The following is a 17,466-nucleotide window of genomic DNA, read 5'->3' on the forward strand; positions in this document are numbered from 1 at the left end:
AACTATTGAGGAATTATCATGAGCCATTCAAAAAAAGTCGTTGTGGTCACTGGCGCATCCCAAGGGCTGGGCGCAGGCATCGTCGAAGGTTTTCGCAAACTCGGCTATCAAGTGGTGGCGACTTCGCGCTCCATCAAACCGTCAGCGGATCCGGACATCCTGACCGTCGCCGGCGACATTGCCGATCCGGCGACTGCCGAGAAAATCATCCGCGAAGGCGTAGCGCGTTTCGGCCGCATTGACACGTTGGTGAACAACGCCGGGATCTTCCTCGCCAAACCGTTCACGGCCTATACCCGCGAAGAGTATGTAAATACTGTGGCCACCAACATGGGCAGCTTCTTCCACATGTCGCAGCAGGCGATTGCCCAGATGGAGAAACAAGGTGAGGGCGGGCATGTGGTCAGCATCACCACATCGCTGGTCGATCACGCCATCGATGGCGTACCGTCGGTGCTGGCGTCGCTGACCAAAGGTGGTATGAACGCCGCCACCAAATCTCTGGCGATCGAATACGCCAAGCGCGGCATCCGCGTTAACGCCGTATCGCCCGGGATCATCAAGACCCCGATGCATGGCGAGGAAAGCCACGCCGCTCTGGGCAGCCTGCATCCACTCGGACACATGGGCGAGGTGCAAGACATCGTCGCCGCGGTGTTGTACCTGGACAGCGCCAACTTCGTCACCGGCGAAATCCTGCATGTCGATGGCGGCCAAAGCGCCGGTCACTGATGAAGACAGCGAGTCTACAAGAAGCCGCCACAAGCGGCTTCTGCCTCACTTATATGTAGCCATCACATCTGCTTGCCGTTACGCGCTGCGATCGCAACGGTGTTCGGCGAATCAGCCAGTGACACGAATTTGCGGGTCGCGCCATCCAGAGCATCGATGCATCCCGCCTCGATGTCATAGACCCAGCCGTGCAGATTCATGCGTCCCTGCTCAAGCGCCAGGGCCACCGATGGATGCGTCCGCAGATTCGCCAGTTGCGCGATCACGTTTTCCCGCACCAGACCATCAAGCTTGGCGCGGGGCGTGTCGAACTCATGCGCTGCGTTAATCGCTTTCGCGGCGTCCGAGTGACGTAGCCAGTTAGCAACCGCCGGAAGATGATCCAGGCACGTGCAGCGTGAAATCGCGCCCATCGCCCCACAGTCCGAGTGGCCGCAGATCACGATGTCCTGTACCCCGAGCACGGCGACCGCATACTCGACGGTCGCCGACACGCCACCCGGTTCAGGGCCGTAAGACGGCACAATGTTGCCGGCGTTACGAATCACGAACAGTTCGCCCGGCTCGCGCTGCGTAAGGAGTTCCGGCACCACACGGCTGTCCGAGCAGGTGACGAACAACGCCTTCGGATTCTGTTCTGTCGCGAGCTGCTTGAACAGCTCGACGCGTTGCGGATAAACCTCGCGCTGAAAGCGCAGAAAGCCGTCAATAATGTCCTGCATGAAGTCCTCCAAACCCGAAAAGCAGATGTGGGCACGAGCACTCGATATGCCTTCGCGCCGCTGTGGTCGGCATTATTGCAGACGTCGCAGGTGTTGGCTGTACTCGATGTCTGCAACATGAAGCTGATGACAGCCGGGCGCTTGGGAAAATAGCGGGGCGGCCGGGTGAGGGCAGGGCCATGCCATTGGAAATGACAGTTCAGCCATCTGAATGCCGGAAATACGGTTACAGTGGTCCTCCATGTCTGTTTTCGCGCAGCTGCACCAAGTGGTAGTAGCGAACGTACAGAGGCAGAAAACCGCGAATCCATCGTTATGTGAACAATGAATAATCCGCTGTTTGTTTCTCTGGATGGCCCCAAAGGCACCGGCAAAACCACGCTGTTGGAGTCTGTTACGAAGGCGCTGAGGGCAGGCAATAAGAAAGTCATCCGGCTTTGCGAGAGAAAAAGCGATCCTTTCCGGGCTAAAACCATGGCCCTGATCAACGCACTTGCCAGAAATCCTTCTCAGGATCTGGAATGGGCTGTGTGCCAGCGCCTGGCTGATAGTCGGCGCTGGATTTCCCGAAACGTGCTGACGGAGCAGCCGCTGGACAGCATCATCCTGATCGATCGCTGGTATCCGTCGGATGCAGCGTTTCGCCGAACCATCCCGTTTGCCGAGATTCTCCAGTTGAATCTGGATCGAGACGTGCGAGTGCCGGATCTGCATGTCGGCGTCGTCACCGATCCGGATATTTCATGGACAAGGGCTGCGACGAGATCGCGAGGATTGGGCGGCACTGTGATTCAGAAGTACGCAGAGCATGTGGTGTGTACGGAGATGTTCGAGCAAGCGGTCAAGGAGCACGGTTGGGTTCTGTGTCGTAATGAGGGAACGATTGACGACGCTACGATGCAGGTGGCTTCTGAGATTTATAGGGTGCTGGGGTGATTTGGAGTGAAGACAGACGTGGTGCATTAGGCACGTAGCGTAATACACGATTTAACATAATATACATTACACGTAACAAGATGTTTCAGGATTAGCCCGGTTGCACGCCAGATTTCAATCCAGCGTATTCCCCCAAAACCTGACTTTTCAAAACCGCGGCCTTGCCTGACATCGGCGACCTTCAATCAGCATCCCGCGTCAGCTTTTCAATCAGCGTGCGATGCTGTGGAAATCGCGCAATCAGTTTGCGTCGATCACCCATCTCCATGTCGGCAAAATCAAATCCCGGCGACACCGCTTCGCTGATCAATCCAAATCCTTGCTCACCCTCAAGCAGTCGCGAAGCTTTCCAGATTCCACCAGGCACGTGCATTTGCAAATGCTGGCCTGCAAGAACGTCGCTACCCATCACCAGCGTTCGTAACTCACCATCACTGAGGATCATGCTGTACTCGACAGGATCGCCCAGATGGTAGAAATGCAGGATGTCCGATTGGTTGAAATGAAATTGACCCACCGGCGAATCTTCAGTCAGCAAGTAATAGATCGAGGTCATCAGGTAACGTGGGCCACCGGCGGTTTGCAGCATGGCGCGCTGATCTGCTTGAAAAGTCCTGCGAAAATAGCCGCCTTCGACATGAGGCTGCAGATCCAGCGCCGCAATCACATCCATGACGCTTGTTTTCCCTCGATTCATGGCCCACTCCATTGATTTAAGGACAGATGCGGCGATAGCTCTACTAAACGGCTATTTAGTGGAGTTAACAGTAGATCGGCGGATTTCTAAGCAAATACCCTTCTTTTGAGCACCTGTTTATTCAAGAAGACCATTCAGAAATCCACCGTTGCCGATAGCAGATAAGTCCTTGGCGTCGAAAGCGTCAACCCGGGTTCGCTGTCATCTGATGCGCCTGCCGAACTCCAGTAGCGTTTATCCAATACGTTCTCGACATTGGCGCGTACGGTGATGGTCTTGTCGTCCAGTTTAAAGGCGTAACGCGTCCCCACGTCGAATCGCTCCCATGAGTCGATTTCCTTCTGGTTGGACTGATCCAGATACTGCGAACTCGAATAGATTCCGCGCCCTGTCAGCGTCAGCCCTTGCACACTGGGGACATCCCACTCTGCGCCGAGATTGACGTTGTACTTGGGGGTCGCGGGTGCGCGGTTCCCGTCAAAGGCTCCATTGGTGGTCTGGGTCAGTTCGCTGTCGATGTACATCAGGCCGCCGAGCAATCGGAACCCTTTGAACGGCTCGCCGAACAGACTCAACTCCACCCCGTCGTTCTGTCGTTTGCCGTTCGGGCCGAAGACTCGTGTCGTGGCGTTGGTTTCGTACGCAGGCTGTTTGATCCGGAACACGGACGCTGTGAGCGCATACGAACCCGCGTCATATTTGGCCCCGACTTCGACTTGTCGGCTGATAAAAGGCGGGAAGATTTCATCCTCGTTGACTGACGTCGATGGTGCGATTTTCCCTTGGCTGAGTCCTTCCATGTAGTTGGCGTAGAGCGACAACTTGTCCGTCGCCTTGAACAGAATGCCGCCGGATGGCGAAAGTTTTTCTTCGTCATAAGCCGTGTCGCCCTTCACGTCATCGCTCCAGTCGTCGACTTGAACCCTTTGCCAACGGGCGCCAAGGGTCAGCTGCAGGCGATCATCGAAGAAACCCAGCGTATCGGACAGTGCGACGCCGCTGAAGCGGTTTTCCGTGTAGACCTTGGCGTCGTAGCGTGTTGGCGTGCGCGGTTTTGCGGTTTCCACCGGGTCATACAGATTGCTGCGCCCTGCTGCATACCGCGCGCCGCCATTTTCGAAATCCATGTAGAAGTAACTGGCCGCCAGGTTGAGCTCGTGGCTGACCGAACCGGTATGGAACCAGTTGCGCACACCCGCCGTGGCGGTCCGGACATTTTCGTCACGGGTGAAATCCCGCGGTTGAACGCTGAAGTCGCCGGCGTCGTTGGTCACCGACACCGCATGCCGAAGGAAATCGTGGTTACTTTTACGGGCGCCGACGCCGCCATACAACATGACCGAATCGCTGACGTCGAACTCGCCATTGAGCGTGCCAAACGTATCCTTGGTTCGCGCCTGGCTCCAGGGTTGCGCGTAGTTGTCGCGCACATCATCAGCATCCGGAACTTTAGCGTTTGCACCGACCTGCACACGTTCTTGCGGCGCATCGGTATCGCGCTCGGTATGACCGATATCGGTAGAAAGTCGCAGGCGCTCACCGCGAAAATCTAGGCCCAGCACGGCCATGTCGCGATCGACGCTCTGGTGATCCCATTCGGTGTCACCCGATTGCTTGACGCCGTTGAATCGCAGGCCGAACTGGTTGTCCTCACCAAAGCGACGGCCGATGTCGACGGCGCCGCCGAGCTGATTGTTCGAGGCGTAACTGGCCGTCAGCGACGTATTCGGCTGATCGCCGGCACGCTTGGGCACCACGTTGATCCCCCCTCCTACACTGCCCCGCGGCGAAATCCCGTTGATCAGTTGGCTCGGGCCCTTGAGGATGTCGACGCGGTCGGCCATTTCCATGTCGATCGTGTAAGTGGGCAGAACCCCGTAGAGGCCGTTGTAGGAAACATCACTGTTGAACAGGCTGAAACCGCGGATGGTGAATTGCTCATAACGGCCGCCTGCCGGGTTGGTCGCACGCACCGAAGGATCGCTGGCGATCAGATCGCCCAGAGTGCGAGCCTGCTGGTTTTTCACCGTTTCGCTGGTGTAGGTGGTCATGCTGAACGGGGTCTCCATGAAATCCCTGGAACCCAGCAGCCCTTGCGAGCCTCGGCGCGCCACCTGGCCACCGGCAAAGACCTCGGAATCCGTGCTCCCCGTCGACCCAAGAATCGAAGTGGGTGCCAGTTCCAGACTACCGCCGTCCGGCGCCGGAATGACTGTGTAAGCACGCTCGCCCGCCGGTTGCAGCTGTAGACCAGACCCCAGCAACAACCGGGTGAAGCCCTCTTCCACGCCGAACTCACCCGACAAACCATTGCTGTTGCGCCCGCTGACCAGGGCAGGATCTACCGACAGATTGACCCCGGCCAGTCCGGCAAAACGGGTCAGCGCAGCACCCAGGCTGCCGGCAGGCACCTGATAAGCGCGGCGGTCGGGGCTTTCCGCCCAACTGCAGGGGATCAACAGGGGGCTGGCACTCAGGCTCAACAAAAGGCTCAACTGCAACAACGGACGTAAACGACCTGGGAATACTGCAGGCATAGGAAAAAGCTCTCGATTTGGTTCACTTGCCTGGAATGACCAGCGAGGCGAAAAAAAGGGACAGATCTCAGACTGTTTTTTTGGACTGGGACAATTTTCGCGGAACGAGAGAGACCCAGAAGCGCGTGCGTTGCTGCACGTCGATCGGCAGGCTGGCAGCCAACAGCGAGAGCACTTGATCAGTGTTATCCAGGCGAAAACTGCCGGTGATGCGCAACGACTCCAGCTCCGGATCCCAGCGCAGCACGCCTGGGCGATAACGGCTCAATTCGCGCAAAAAATCCCCCAGCGGCTGGTTTTGCGCCATCAGTACACCGTCGCGCCAGCTCGGCATTGTGCTGTCAAACGCCAGGACAGATCCCGCACCAGAAGCCTGCAGCCTGATCTGCTGGCCCTGATTGAGGATCAGCGCCGGCCCCCTTGACGGTTGCAACTGCACCGAGCCACTGACCACCGACACATTGCAGTCACGCTCATTGAGACGCACGCAAATCTCACTGTGACTGACGATGATCCGCCCGTACGGCACATTGATGATCAGGGCTGAGTCGCCTGGCACATCAAGCGCCATCTCGCCACGCACCAGTGTCAGCTGACCGGCAGCAAGATCCACATTGACGGCGCTGTCGGTGTTCAGCTGCAACGAACTGCCATCCGCGAGCCGCAATCGCTTGTGCTCGCCAGTGCTGGTGTGCAAATCCGCGCGCCAGACATCCAGAGGCAGTTGCCGACTGATCAGCCAGGCCGCCGGCACCAGTGCCGCGATGCCGAGCGCGCGTTTCAGCGCGGCCCGACGCGCAGCGTCCGGACGATCCAGCGTAGCCATGGCCAACGCAGAAGGCAGAGCGGAAAACCGTTCGCGCAAGCGCTGGATTTTCTGCCACGCGTGTTCATGCCGGCTATCGCTGTTGCGCCAGGCCTGCAATTGCGCATGATCGTCAGCGCCCGCTTCGCCGGACTCAATCAACGCCAGCCATTGCGCGGCGGCGCGGGCGACTTCGCGGGCTTCATCGCTGGGGGCTACGCGCATCAAAGCTCCACCAGCAGACAATGCTCGTAGGCCTGCGCCATGTAACGTTTGACGGTGCGCTCGGACACTTGCAAGCGCTCGGCGATTTCGCGGTAACCCAGGCCTTCAAGCTGACTCCACAAAAACGCCCGGCGCACTGCTCGGGGCAAACCATCGAGTAACTCATCCAGTGCTTGCAGGGTTTCCAGCAGCAGCCAACGCTGCTCGGGCGACGGCACGCACTCCTCCGGCAGTTGCGCGAGGGCTTCGAGGTAGGCTTTTTCCAGACTGCGGCGGCTGTAGAAGTTGCTCAGTAGACGCTTGCCCACGGTCAGCAGATAGGCACGAGGCTCACGCATGTCGGCAATCGGTTGCGCGCTGCACAGCACACGCAAAAAGGTGTCCTGACTCAGATCCGCCGCATCCCACGCATTGCCCATGCGTCGACGCAGCCAGGTTTCCAGCCAGCCCCGGTGATCGCGGTACAGCGCGTGCAGGCTCTGCTCCGATGGCGTGGCGGCTTCAATCATCTCGGGAGACCCTGCGCGAAGTTAGATTCAAATGAGACTGATTCTATTTAACTTCGCTTGGGACACAAGATCTTTTTGCCCGTTACTGCAATCTCTAGCGTTTCAGCGTCTCGCTCGGCAGCTCTTTGAACAGCGCCCGATAACTGCTGGAAAACCGCCCCAGATGCCAGAACGACCAGTGCATCGCCACCTCGGCCACGGTGGTTTCGGTAGGCCGGCGCTTGAGCAATTCGCGGTGTGCACTGTTCAGTCGACGCAGGCGTAACCAGTGACTCGGGGTCATCCCGGTGTAGGCCTTGAACGCCTGCTGTAATTGTCGCAACGGCACCCCTGCGACCTTCGACAGTTCGAGCAGATTGACGGTGTCTTCCGGCGAATCCGCCGCCCACTCCCCTACTCGCTTCATGATCATCCGTTCTTCGCTACGCCGCTGTAATCCGCCGCGATCAAGACGGGTGTGTGCGTTGTCGAGGATGAACAGGCAGTCTTCGAGTAACTGCTGAGTCAGTGAGTCTTTATCAAACGCATCAACAGCTTGCGACAACTTCGTGAGAGTTGAGCTTAACCAGCGACTGAACAAGGCGTTCTGCCCGCAGTTAAGCGGTGCCATGAACAATCCATCGAGTCTCGCCACGTCCAGACCGTGCTGACGGACGAATTCCGGGCCGAACACCACGGCGATTTCCTGGTAGTTCTCCGGGGTGATCCAGATGTTGCGGCTGTCTTCGTTGAGCAGATACAGCGCGTTGTCGCTGCGATCAAAACAGAACGCCAAGGCACCCGACGGCGCGCTGAATGTCTGCTCGACGCGGGTGTTCATCTGTTCTTCGTAGACCTGCACGCCCTCCAGATCCAGATAGCGGATCTGCCCGGCGAAATGGCCGGGAGACATCTGCTGGTAATGCTGAACCCAACCCGGCGTGGCGCGGATCTGTTCGCTGACATCAGCGGTATTGAAAGCCTGAACCTGAAGCGGATTACACGTTGTCATGGGAGACCTTGCGCACTCTTTTGGTGCGCTTTGGTGCTGCTTAAAGTGGATAGATGGAACGGCAAGGCACGCCCAAGATAGTCGCCAACGCGCCACAGGGGAAGCGGCGGAAGATGAAACCCGCCCTCCCCGGCGTCTATAAAACCAATAACGAGGTCTTTATGAATGCCCCTTTCGATCAGCTGTTCACGTGGCTGAAAGATCACAAGATTACCGAAGTTGAATGTGTGGTCAGCGACCTGACCGGCATTGCCCGCGGCAAGATCGCACCGACCAACAAGTTCCTGCATGAGCGAGGCATGCGCCTGCCGGAAAGTGTGCTGCTGCAAACGGTAACCGGGGATTTTGTCGACGACGACATCTACTACGACCTGCTCGACCCGGCCGACATCGACATGGTCTGCAAACCGGTGAGCGACGCCGTGTATGTGATTCCATGGGCGATCGAGCCGACCGCCATCGTCATCCACGACACCTTCGACAAGTTCGGCAACCCGATCGAACTGTCGCCGCGCAACGTGCTGAAGAAAGTCCTGCAGCTGTACACCGACAAGGGCTGGAAGCCGATCGTGGCGCCGGAAATGGAGTTCTACCTGACCCAGCGCTGCGAAGACCCGGACCTGCCACTCAAGGCACCATTGGGGCGTTCGGGCCGGGCTGAAAGCGGCCGGCAGTCGTTCTCGATCGATGCCGCCAACGAATTCGATCCGCTGTTCGAAGACGTCTACGACTGGTGCGAGCTGCAAGGTCTGGATCTGGACACGCTGATCCATGAAGACGGCCCGGCGCAGATGGAAATCAACTTCCGTCACGGCGACGCACTGGATCTGGCCGACCAGATCACCGTGTTCAAACGCACCCTGCGCGAAGCGGCGCTCAAGCACAACGTCACCGCCACGTTCATGGCCAAACCGATTGGCGACGAGCCCGGCAGCGCCATGCACTTGCACCAGAGCGTCGTGGAGATCGCCACCGGCAAGCCGATCTTCGCCAATGCCGACGGCACGATGAGCGAGCTGTTCCGCCATCACATCGGCGGCCTGCAGAAGTACATCCCGAAAGTGCTGCCGATGTTCGCGCCCAACGTCAACTCGTTCCGCCGCTTCCTGCCGGACACTTCGGCCCCGGTGAACGTCGAGTGGGGCGAAGAAAACCGCACCGTCGGCCTGCGTGTGCCGACCTCCGGGCCGGAATCCATGCGCGTGGAAAACCGCCTGCCGGGCGCCGATGCCAACCCGTATCTGGCGATCGCCGCGAGCCTGCTGTGTGGCTACATCGGCATGGTCGAAGGCATCGATCCGAGTGCCGCCGTCGAAGGCCGCGCCTACGAACGCCGCAACCTGCGCTTGCCGATCACCATCGAAGACGCGCTGACGCAAATGGAAGAGTGCGACACCGTTGCCCGATACCTGGGCAACAAGTTCGTGCGCGGCTACGTCGCAGTCAAACGCGCCGAGCATGAAAACTTCAAGCGCGTGATCAGCTCCTGGGAGCGCGAGTTCCTGCTGCTTAGCGTCTGATCCATCCCACAAAGCCCCTTCACCTCTGTGGGATGGGCTTTTGTGGGAGGGGGCTTGCTCCCGAAAGCGGTCTGTCAGTCACAGAAATGTTGAATGTGCCGGCCTCTTCGGGAGCAAGCCCCCTCCCACAGGGATTAGCGAACCACCTGAAAAATCCAAAAAAATCGAAGAGGTGTCGATATGCGTCTATTGAAATCCATGGTTCCCGCCGCACTGGCGCTGTTGTGCAGCACCGCAGCCCTGGCCCAGCCACAGGTCAGCGTCTACAACTGGACCGACTACATCGGTGAAACCACCCTCGCCGACTTCCAGGCCAAGACCGGGATCAAGGTGATCTACGACGTTTTCGACTCCAACGAAACCCTGGAAGGCAAACTCCTCGCCGGCCGCACCGGCTACGACGTCGTGGTGCCATCCAACCACTTCCTCGCGCGTCAGGTGAAGGCCGGGGCGTTCCTCAAACTCGATCGCGAGCAGTTGCCGAACTGGAAGAATCTCGATCCCAAGCTGCTCGAATTGCTTGAGAAGAACGACCCGGGCAACCAGCATTCGGTACCGTACCTGTGGGGCACCAACGGCATCGGCTACAACGTCGACAAGGTCAAGGCTGTGCTCGGCATCGATCACATCGATTCCTGGGCGGTGCTGTTCGAGCCGGAGAATCTGAAGAAACTCACCCAGTGCGGCGTGTCGATGATGGACTCGGCGGACGAAGTGTTCCCGGCGATCCTCAACTACATGGGCATGGACCCTCGCAGCGAGAACCCGGAGGACTATAAAAAGGCTGAAGCGAAACTGCTGAGCATCCGCCCGTACATCACCTATTTCCACTCCTCGAAATACGTTTCCGACCTGGCCAATGGCGACATCTGCGTAGCCTTCGGTTACTCCGGCGACGTGTTCCAGGCGGCCAACCGCGCCAAGGAAGCCAACAACGGGGTGAACATCGCCTATGCGATTCCCAAGGAAGGCGCCAACCTGTGGTTCGACCTGCTGGCAATCCCGGCCGACGCCAGCAACACCAAGGAAGCTCACGCCTTCATCAATTACCTGCTCGATCCGCAAGTCATCGCCAAGGTCAGCGCTTCGGTCGGTTACGCCAACCCGAACCCGGCTGCCAAGCAGTTCATGGATCAGGCGCTGGTGAACAATCCCGAGGTCTATCCGTCGCAGGCCGTGCTGGACAAGCTCTACATCTCCTCTACCCCGCCCCAGTCGATCATGCGTCTGATGACCCGGTCCTGGAGCAAAGTGAAGTCGAACAAATGAATCAGTACAGCAAAGAACACGCCCGCTCCTATTACGCAGCTTCGGCCCGGGCCAGCACGCCCTGGCCGGCACTCGACGCTGATCTCAGCGCCGATGTCTGCGTGATCGGCGGCGGGTTCACCGGGGTCAACACCGCGATTGAGCTGGCGCAGCGCGGGCTGTCGGTGGTGGTGATCGAAGCCCGGCGCATCGGCTGGGGCGCCAGCGGGCGCAATGGCGGTCAATTGATTCGCGGTATCGGTCATGAGGTCGAAGGCTTTGCCCGTTACGTCGGCAATGACGGCGTGCGTTACTTGCAGCGCGCCGGCATCGACTCGGTGGAACTGGTGCGCCAGCGCATCACCGAGAACGCCATCGAGTGTGACCTGCGCTGGGGCTTCTGCGAACTGGCCAACACTCCGGCGCAATTCGCAGCGTTCAAGGACGAACAGGTCAGCCTCGACGAACTCGGCTATCAACATCAGACCCGCTTGGTCGGCCCGGAGCTGATCCGTCAGCAAGTGGTCAACGCCGACGTTTACGCGGGGGGGCTGATCGACATGGGCTCCGGCCATCTGCATCCGCTGGATCTGGTGCAGGGCGAAGCGCGCCTGGCGGCGTCCCTCGGTGTACGCATCTTTGAGCAGAGCCCGGTGCTGCAGATCATTCATGGCGAAACCGTTGAAGTGCGCTGCGCCACCGGCAGCGTGCGCGCCGGCAGTCTGGTGCTCGGTTGCAACGCGCATCTGGATGAACTCGAACAGCAACTCAGCGGTAAAGTACTGCCCGCCGGCAGTTACATCATCGCCACCGAGCCGCTGTCCGAGGAACGTGCCGCGCAATTGATCCCGCACAACCTCGCGTTGTGCGACCAGAAAGTCGGTCTCGACTACTACCGGCTCTCGGCGGATCGACGCCTGCTATTTGGCGGCGCCTGTCATTATTCCGGGCGCGACCCGGCGGACATCGCCGCCTACATGCGCCCGAAGATGCTCAAGGTCTTCCCGCAACTGGCCGACGTGCGCATCGACTATCAATGGGGCGGCAAGATCGGCATCACCGCCAACCGCTTCCCGCAGGTCGGCCGGCTCCAGCAGCAGCCGAACGTGTTCTACGCTCAGGGTTACTCCGGTCACGGCCTCAACGTCACGCACTGGTGCGCCAAGCTGCTGGGCGAGGCCATTCACGCCGGCCACAGTCAGGGCATGGACGTGTTCAGCGCCGTGCCGCACATGACCTTCCCCGGCGGCCCGGCCTTGCGTTCGCCGCTGCTGGCACTGGGCATGTTCTGGTATCGCCTGCGTGAAATCCTCGGCTAGCCCTTCCCCCTGTAGGAGCTGCCGAAGGCTGCGATCTTTTGACCTTAAAAACCAATATCAAAAGATCGCAGCCTTCGGCAGCTCCTACACGTAACCTTATTTGCTCTATCGCCAAGCACTTCTATATTGATGAAGTGCTTTTGCGTTCCTGACGCTCAGCATCCACCAAACCGAGGAGGACATGGATGAAGTCGTCAGCCGCCGATGAGCCACGAGCACCGGGCCAAGCGCCGATCAAGACGCGTCGTTTCAGTATTTCACTGGTGTGGATCGTGCCGATCGTCGCGGTGCTGGTCGGTATTTCGCTGGTGGTGCACAACCTGATGCAGGAAGGCCCGACCATCGTCGTCAACTTCAAGACCGGCAGCGGCCTGACCGCCAACAAGACCGAAGTCAAATACCGCAATGTGGTGATCGGTCAGGTGACTGACGTCGAGTTGAGCGGCGATCAGAAAAGCGTCGACGCCACCATCAAGCTGTCCAAACAGGCTGAAACCTTCACCCGCGAAGACTCGCAATTCTGGGTCGTGCGCCCGCGCATCGGCGCCGGTGGCGTTTCGGGCATCGACACCCTGCTCTCCGGCGACTACATCGGCGCCGATATCGGCCAGTCCGACAGCCGCGCCAAACGCTTCAAGGGCCTGGAGAATCCACCGCCGATCACCTACGGCGAACCGGGCAAGCGCTTCATGCTGCACGCCCCGGACCTGGGCTCGCTGGACATCGGTTCGCCGGTCTACTACCGCAAGATTCCGGTCGGCCAGGTCGTGACCTACACCCTCAACCCCGAGGGCAAGGGCGTGGACATCGAAGTGTTCATTCACTCGCCAAACGACGCGTTCGTCACCGAAAACACCCGGTTCTGGAACGCCAGCGGCATCGACATCAATGTCGGCGCCAACGGCTTTGCGGTGAAGACCGAGTCGCTGTCCACCATGCTGGTCGGCGGCATTGCCTTCCGTGCGCCGGATTACAGCCCCAACGATGTGGCCGCCGCCGACGACAAGGACTTCGAACTGTTCGCCGATCAGCAGACCGCCCTCGCCCCGCCCAACGGCAAGGCGCAATACATGGTGCTGCGTTTCGAACAGTCCTTGCGCGGGCTCAAGGTCGATGCGCCGGTAGAGTTTCTCGGCATGGAGATCGGCCGGGTGGTCGGCATCAATCTGGATTTCGACGCGAAGAAACGCACTTTTCCGCTTAACGTCGGCATCGTCATTTACCCGCAGCGCCTCGGTCAGGCCTACAAAAAGATGCTCACCGAATTCAAGCACGATCCCAACGACGAAGCGGCCGGCATTCGGCTGCTCGGTACCTTCGTCGACAACGGCCTGCGCGCCCAGGCCCGCAGCGGCAACCTGCTGACCGGGCAGTTGTACATCGCGCTGGATTTCTTCCCGAAAGCCGAGAAAATCGCCTTCGACGCGACGGCCCGGCCGGTGGTCTTGCCAACCGTGCCCGGCAGCCTCGAACAGTTGCAGGAAAAACTCGAAGCGGTGGTCGACAAGCTCAACAAACTGCCGGTCGAGCGGATTGCCGGCAACCTCGACAGCAACCTCGTGGAGCTGCGCAAAGGCCTGACCCAGTTCAACGCGAAAACCCTGCCGAGCGTGCAGACCACCCTGGCCGACGTCAGCAAGACCTTGCAGTCCGCCAGCTCGACCCTGGCCGAGGATTCGCCGCAGCGCGAGAAACTCACCGAGACCCTCGACGAACTCGGGCGCATGTCGCGTTCGCTGCGTGAGCTGTCGGATTATCTCGGCCGCCATCCCGAATCGCTGATTCGCGGTCGTCCCGACAACGCGGCGCCGCTGGATCTGAAAGGGCCGCCACGCAATTGAGCACAGGAGCTACCCCATGGCTTTACCGCTGAAGATTACCGTGCTCGCTGCGTTCATGCTGCTTGGCGCCTGCCGCAGCGAGCCGATCAACTTTCACACCCTGACCCCGGTGCAACTGCCGCCGTCCCGGGCCGGCGCGCAGATTCCAATCGAGGGGATCAGCGTGCCGCCGCAGGTCGACCGCCCGCAAATCGTCATCCGTCAGGGCAACAACGGCCTGGCGATTCTGGAAACCCAGTGGTGGGGGGCGAGTCTGGCGGATGAGTTGCGCAGTGCCTTGAACGATCAACTGAGCAATACCGGCGGTCGCGGCAATGTCTCGGTGCGCATCGATGTGCAGCGGTTTGATTCGATCCCCGGCCAGTACGGGCTGATCGACGTCAAATGGCGCCTGCGTCCCGGCGGTGCGGCGGACAATGCTCTGCTGACCTGCCATTCAACCTTGCAAACAGCGTCCGGCCCGAGCATCGACGACCTGGTGGCCGCGCAACAGAACAACGTCAAACGCCTGGCCGCCGTCATCAGTCAGGCGGCGGGCAACCCGCGCGGGTGTCCGCCAGCGTCCTGAACGGTTGACCGCCTCTCTATGCCCCTGGACAGAGTGTTCAGCAACCATTCAAACAGACCATCGTAAAGTGGCTCGCGTCATCAACCATACGTTGCGCTGAATGAAATGTTGCGGGTCAAAGGTTTGGCACTGTGCGCTGAGTCAATACAGTCTTGTCTATTTAAGGCGATTCCCGGGCTGGTACTGGCTTTCGTGGTGTTTTATCTGCTGCCACTAATGAGCCACGGGCTTTGGATTCCCGATGAAACCCGTTATGGCCAGATCAGTCAGGAAATGCTCCTGAGCGGTAACTGGGTCGCTCCGCACTTCATGGGCATTCGCTACTTCGAAAAGCCGATTGCCGGTTACTGGATGATTGCCATCGGTCAGGCCATTTTCGGTGACAACCTGTTTGGTGTACGTATCGCCTCGGCGTTGAGTTCCGGGCTCAGCGTCTGGCTGGCGTATCTGCTGGCCCGCCGACTGTGGAACAACCCGCGTACCAGCGCGACTTGCGCCTTGCTGTACATGAGTTTCGGCCTGATCGCCGGTCAGGCCGGATACGCGAACCTCGATCTGCAGTTCACCTTGTGGGTCAACCTGAGTCTGGTCGCGGTGTGGTTCGCGATCGACAGCAAAACCCCACGTGCACGGCTCGGGAGTTGGACTCTGCTGGGCATCGCCTGCGGCATGGGGCTGATGACCAAGGGTTTTCTCGCCCTGCTGCTGCCAGTGCTGATCGCCCTGCCCTACATGATCTGGCAACGTCGCTTCGGTGAACTGCTACGTTATGGGCCACTCGCGGTGCTGGTGGCCACGCTGATCAGCCTGCCGTGGGGGCTCGCTGTTCACTCTCGGGAAGCGGATTTCTGGCGTTTCTTCTTCTGGCACGAACACATTCGCCGTTTTGCCGCGGGTGAAGATGCCCAGCACGCCCGGCCATGGTGGTTCTACCTGCCGTTGTTGTTCGCCGCTACCCTGCCATGGGCAGCGCTGCTGCCGTCGACGCTGATGCGCATCTGGCGGGAAAAACGCGAGCCGAAAATCGCCTTCCTCGCCCTGTGGTTCCTGCTCCCGCTGGCATTCTTCAGCCTCAGCAGCGGCAAACTGCCGACCTACATCATGCCGTGCCTGCTGCCACTGGCGTTGTTGATGGGCCACACCTTGATCAACTGGCTCAATACGGGCGACGGCCGCGTCTTGCGCGCCAATGGCGTGATCAACACCCTGCTGGCAAGCGCGGCGCTGTTCGCGCTGCTGTATGTACAGGCAACCCGGGAGATCTACCAGAACAGCGAGATGTTCAGCCTGTCGCTGCTGTACATCGTGCTGGTCGGCTGGATCATCAGCAACGCCTTGCAAGTGCTGCGCCCGCTGACGCTGTGGGCGATGCCGGCGTTGGGCATCGGCCTGCTCGTCGCGTTGTTGCCGGCGGCGATGCCAGCGACCATCGTCAACTGCAAGATGCCGGATCAGTTCATTGCCGAGCATCAGCAGGCACTGAGCGAAACCAGCTCGTTGCTGAGTAACGACCTGGGCGCAGCCTCCGCGTTGTCATGGCGCTTGCGTCGCCCGCAGGTGGACCTGTTCAACACCGTCGGCGAACTCAAGTACGGTCTCGATGACCCGGCCATGACGTCACGCAAGGTCAGCCTCGACGGCGTCAGCGAGTGGATGACCCAGGCGCGCAAAAAAGGCTCGGTGGGTGTGGTGATGCGCGTCAACAGCACCTCTGACGAGCAACAACTGGCGCTGCTGCCGGTCGATGGCCAGCACTGGCGGCGTGGCAACCTGGAAATCTTCATCTTTGCCCAGAGCCAACCATGACCGTCGAGTTGATCAGAGATCGAAGCGATCCACCGCTCGCCGCCGCTCGTTGTCATCGCGCACATCGTAATTGGCGGTGGTCTGGATGTTGCTGTGATGCGCGAGTTTCTGCGCGATCGACAGGTCATGCTCCTCGATCACCCGAGTGATGAACGAGCGACGGAAGTCGTGCGGCATGATCTTCACCCCGACCTGCGTGCCGCGCTGGCGAGCGATGTAGTAGATCGCGTGCTTGGTGATGCGCTCGCGGGTGATGTGGCTGCCACGGCGAATACGGTTGAACAGGAAGGCATCGTCGCTCTCGCCTTCCTTGAGCTGTGAACGGCGCAGTTCGAGCCACGCATCAAGTTTGCTGAACGCCCATGCCGGTGCGTATTTGATCAACTGTTTGTTGCCTTTACCGGTGACGCACAGGCTGCGTTCCGTGAAGTCGACCTGATTCAAGTCCAGATCCACCGATTCCGACTTGCGCATACCGGTGCCGTACAGCAACGCAATGATTGCCGCATCACGCAGGCCCTGTGGGCGCGGGTCGGCAGCGCAGACTTCCATCAACTCGTGAATCAATGTGCGCTTGAGATTGCGCCCCTGAGACAACCGCGTGCCGGCGATGCCCTTGACCGAACGCATCTTTAAAAGATGTTCCTGACTGATCAGGCTCATGCGCCAGGCCTCATTCATGACCCCGCGCACCGCATTCACATACAACGAAGAAGTGTTGGGTGCGTAGTTGTCTGCGCGTAATGCCGCGACCAGCGCTACAACATCTTCCGGTTGCAACGCATGCCAGGGAATCTCTTCGACATTCATGTCTTCAAAGCCCAGGCGATCGGCCGCATCTTGCAGCACGTAACGCATGGTCAGTTGGCTGGAAGGCGCCAAACGCGCGAGGTACAGGCTCATCGGGTTGGTTTTTGGTGCGTCGGGGTTTGCAGCAACTAAATCAATCAAACGTTAAACCTTAAGTAAAAAACGTACAGCACTACAACAACTAAAAAATGCAATGTACT

Annotated in this window: 15 protein-coding genes; 8 read left to right on the forward strand and 7 right to left on the reverse strand. The window is 59.5% G+C overall.

Annotated elements, in window-relative coordinates:
* The first annotated feature begins 18 nt into the window (after window positions 1-18).
* Window positions 19-732 carry an SDR family NAD(P)-dependent oxidoreductase gene (locus AC1RBR_RS13265; RefSeq protein ID WP_456019604.1) on the forward strand — a complete coding sequence of 238 codons (714 nt, stop codon included), beginning with the start codon at window positions 19-21 and terminating at the stop codon, window positions 730-732.
* 62 nt (window positions 733-794) lie between these two features.
* Here the strand turns inward: AC1RBR_RS13265 and AC1RBR_RS13270 are convergent, their stop codons facing one another.
* A complete protein-coding gene (locus AC1RBR_RS13270) occupies window positions 795-1,454 on the reverse strand; it encodes a carbonic anhydrase (protein WP_443533602.1) in 660 nt (219 codons plus the stop codon).
* A 324-nt stretch (window positions 1,455-1,778) separates the two neighbouring features.
* Here AC1RBR_RS13270 and AC1RBR_RS13275 point away from each other — a divergent pair, with 324 nt between their 5' ends.
* A complete protein-coding gene (locus AC1RBR_RS13275) occupies window positions 1,779-2,390 on the forward strand; it encodes a dTMP kinase (RefSeq protein WP_492564853.1) in 612 nt (203 codons plus the stop codon).
* 181 nt (window positions 2,391-2,571) lie between these two features.
* Here the strand turns inward: AC1RBR_RS13275 and AC1RBR_RS13280 are convergent, their stop codons facing one another.
* The 5 genes from AC1RBR_RS13280 to AC1RBR_RS13300 form a co-directional block, all read right to left on the reverse strand.
* A complete protein-coding gene (locus AC1RBR_RS13280; RefSeq protein ID WP_492564855.1) occupies window positions 2,572-3,087 on the reverse strand; it encodes a cupin domain-containing protein in 516 nt (171 codons plus the stop codon).
* Between the two features lie 134 nt (window positions 3,088-3,221).
* Entirely contained in the window at window positions 3,222-5,624 is a 2,403-nt protein-coding gene (locus AC1RBR_RS13285; RefSeq protein WP_492564857.1) for a TonB-dependent siderophore receptor, read from the reverse strand.
* A 67-nt stretch (window positions 5,625-5,691) separates the two neighbouring features.
* Window positions 5,692-6,654, reverse strand: a complete 963-nt coding sequence (locus AC1RBR_RS13290) for a FecR domain-containing protein (protein WP_492564859.1) — start codon at window positions 6,652-6,654, stop codon at window positions 5,692-5,694.
* Window positions 6,654-7,163 (reverse strand): sigma-70 family RNA polymerase sigma factor, encoded by a 510-nt coding sequence (locus tag AC1RBR_RS13295; RefSeq protein WP_095135832.1) that lies wholly within the window; start codon window positions 7,161-7,163, stop codon window positions 6,654-6,656. Before AC1RBR_RS13295 ends, AC1RBR_RS13290 begins: the two co-directional genes overlap by 1 nt.
* 94 nt (window positions 7,164-7,257) lie before the next feature.
* Window positions 7,258-8,154, reverse strand: a complete 897-nt coding sequence (locus AC1RBR_RS13300; RefSeq protein WP_492564861.1) for a helix-turn-helix domain-containing protein — start codon at window positions 8,152-8,154, stop codon at window positions 7,258-7,260.
* 161 nt (window positions 8,155-8,315) lie between these two features.
* Here AC1RBR_RS13300 and AC1RBR_RS13305 point away from each other — a divergent pair, with 161 nt between their 5' ends.
* The 6 genes from AC1RBR_RS13305 to arnT all read left to right on the forward strand — a co-directional run bounded on the left by AC1RBR_RS13305 (window position 8,316) and on the right by arnT (window position 16,456).
* The gene (locus tag AC1RBR_RS13305) at window positions 8,316-9,674 is read left to right on the forward strand and encodes a glutamine synthetase family protein (RefSeq protein WP_492564863.1); all 1,359 of its coding nucleotides are present in this window, start codon (window positions 8,316-8,318) and stop codon (window positions 9,672-9,674) included.
* Between the two features lie 180 nt (window positions 9,675-9,854).
* Complete coding sequence (locus AC1RBR_RS13310; protein ID WP_166495753.1) at window positions 9,855-10,943, forward strand: polyamine ABC transporter substrate-binding protein; 1,089 nt, start codon at window positions 9,855-9,857, stop codon at window positions 10,941-10,943.
* Window positions 10,940-12,241, forward strand: a complete 1,302-nt coding sequence (locus tag AC1RBR_RS13315; protein ID WP_492564865.1) for an NAD(P)/FAD-dependent oxidoreductase — start codon at window positions 10,940-10,942, stop codon at window positions 12,239-12,241. The genes AC1RBR_RS13310 and AC1RBR_RS13315 overlap by 4 nt, the downstream gene beginning before the upstream one ends.
* Before the next feature lie 185 nt (window positions 12,242-12,426).
* Window positions 12,427-14,082: a PqiB family protein gene (locus AC1RBR_RS13320; RefSeq protein ID WP_115984637.1), complete on the forward strand. Its 1,656-nt coding sequence runs from the start codon at window positions 12,427-12,429 to the stop codon at window positions 14,080-14,082.
* Between the two features lie 16 nt (window positions 14,083-14,098).
* Window positions 14,099-14,650, forward strand: a complete 552-nt coding sequence (locus AC1RBR_RS13325; protein WP_166495756.1) for a PqiC family protein — start codon at window positions 14,099-14,101, stop codon at window positions 14,648-14,650.
* Window positions 14,651-14,755: 105 nt separating this feature from the next.
* Window positions 14,756-16,456 carry a lipid IV(A) 4-amino-4-deoxy-L-arabinosyltransferase gene (arnT, locus tag AC1RBR_RS13330; RefSeq protein ID WP_492564868.1) on the forward strand — a complete coding sequence of 567 codons (1,701 nt, stop codon included), beginning with the start codon at window positions 14,756-14,758 and terminating at the stop codon, window positions 16,454-16,456.
* A gap of 12 nt (window positions 16,457-16,468) precedes the next feature.
* Here arnT and AC1RBR_RS13335 read toward each other — a convergent pair whose 3' ends face one another.
* Entirely contained in the window at window positions 16,469-17,359 is an 891-nt protein-coding gene (locus tag AC1RBR_RS13335; RefSeq protein ID WP_115984634.1) for a site-specific integrase, read from the reverse strand.
* Window positions 17,360-17,466 lie beyond the last annotated feature (107 nt).

The organism is Pseudomonas sp. GW823-FHT01D03, from assembly GCF_058798255.1.

Coding starts and splice junctions, on each gene's coding strand:
- AC1RBR_RS13335 (WP_115984634.1), bottom strand. CDS start 17,359: ATGAGCCTGTACCTCGCGCGTTTGGCGCCTTCCAGCCAACTGACCATG.
- AC1RBR_RS13270 (WP_443533602.1), bottom strand. CDS start 1,454: ATGCAGGACATTATTGACGGCTTTCTGCGCTTTCAGCGCGAGGTTTAT.
- AC1RBR_RS13315 (WP_492564865.1), top strand. CDS start 10,940: ATGAATCAGTACAGCAAAGAACACGCCCGCTCCTATTACGCAGCTTCG.
- AC1RBR_RS13300 (WP_492564861.1), bottom strand. CDS start 8,154: ATGACAACGTGTAATCCGCTTCAGGTTCAGGCTTTCAATACCGCTGAT.
- AC1RBR_RS13325 (WP_166495756.1), top strand. CDS start 14,099: ATGGCTTTACCGCTGAAGATTACCGTGCTCGCTGCGTTCATGCTGCTT.
- AC1RBR_RS13295 (WP_095135832.1), bottom strand. CDS start 7,163: ATGATTGAAGCCGCCACGCCATCGGAGCAGAGCCTGCACGCGCTGTAC.
- AC1RBR_RS13320 (WP_115984637.1), top strand. CDS start 12,427: ATGAAGTCGTCAGCCGCCGATGAGCCACGAGCACCGGGCCAAGCGCCG.
- AC1RBR_RS13290 (WP_492564859.1), bottom strand. CDS start 6,654: ATGCGCGTAGCCCCCAGCGATGAAGCCCGCGAAGTCGCCCGCGCCGCC.
- AC1RBR_RS13275 (WP_492564853.1), top strand. CDS start 1,779: ATGAATAATCCGCTGTTTGTTTCTCTGGATGGCCCCAAAGGCACCGGC.
- AC1RBR_RS13305 (WP_492564863.1), top strand. CDS start 8,316: ATGAATGCCCCTTTCGATCAGCTGTTCACGTGGCTGAAAGATCACAAG.
- AC1RBR_RS13310 (WP_166495753.1), top strand. CDS start 9,855: ATGCGTCTATTGAAATCCATGGTTCCCGCCGCACTGGCGCTGTTGTGC.
- arnT (WP_492564868.1), top strand. CDS start 14,756: ATGTTGCGGGTCAAAGGTTTGGCACTGTGCGCTGAGTCAATACAGTCT.
- AC1RBR_RS13280 (WP_492564855.1), bottom strand. CDS start 3,087: ATGAATCGAGGGAAAACAAGCGTCATGGATGTGATTGCGGCGCTGGAT.
- AC1RBR_RS13265 (WP_456019604.1), top strand. CDS start 19: ATGAGCCATTCAAAAAAAGTCGTTGTGGTCACTGGCGCATCCCAAGGG.
- AC1RBR_RS13285 (WP_492564857.1), bottom strand. CDS start 5,624: ATGCCTGCAGTATTCCCAGGTCGTTTACGTCCGTTGTTGCAGTTGAGC.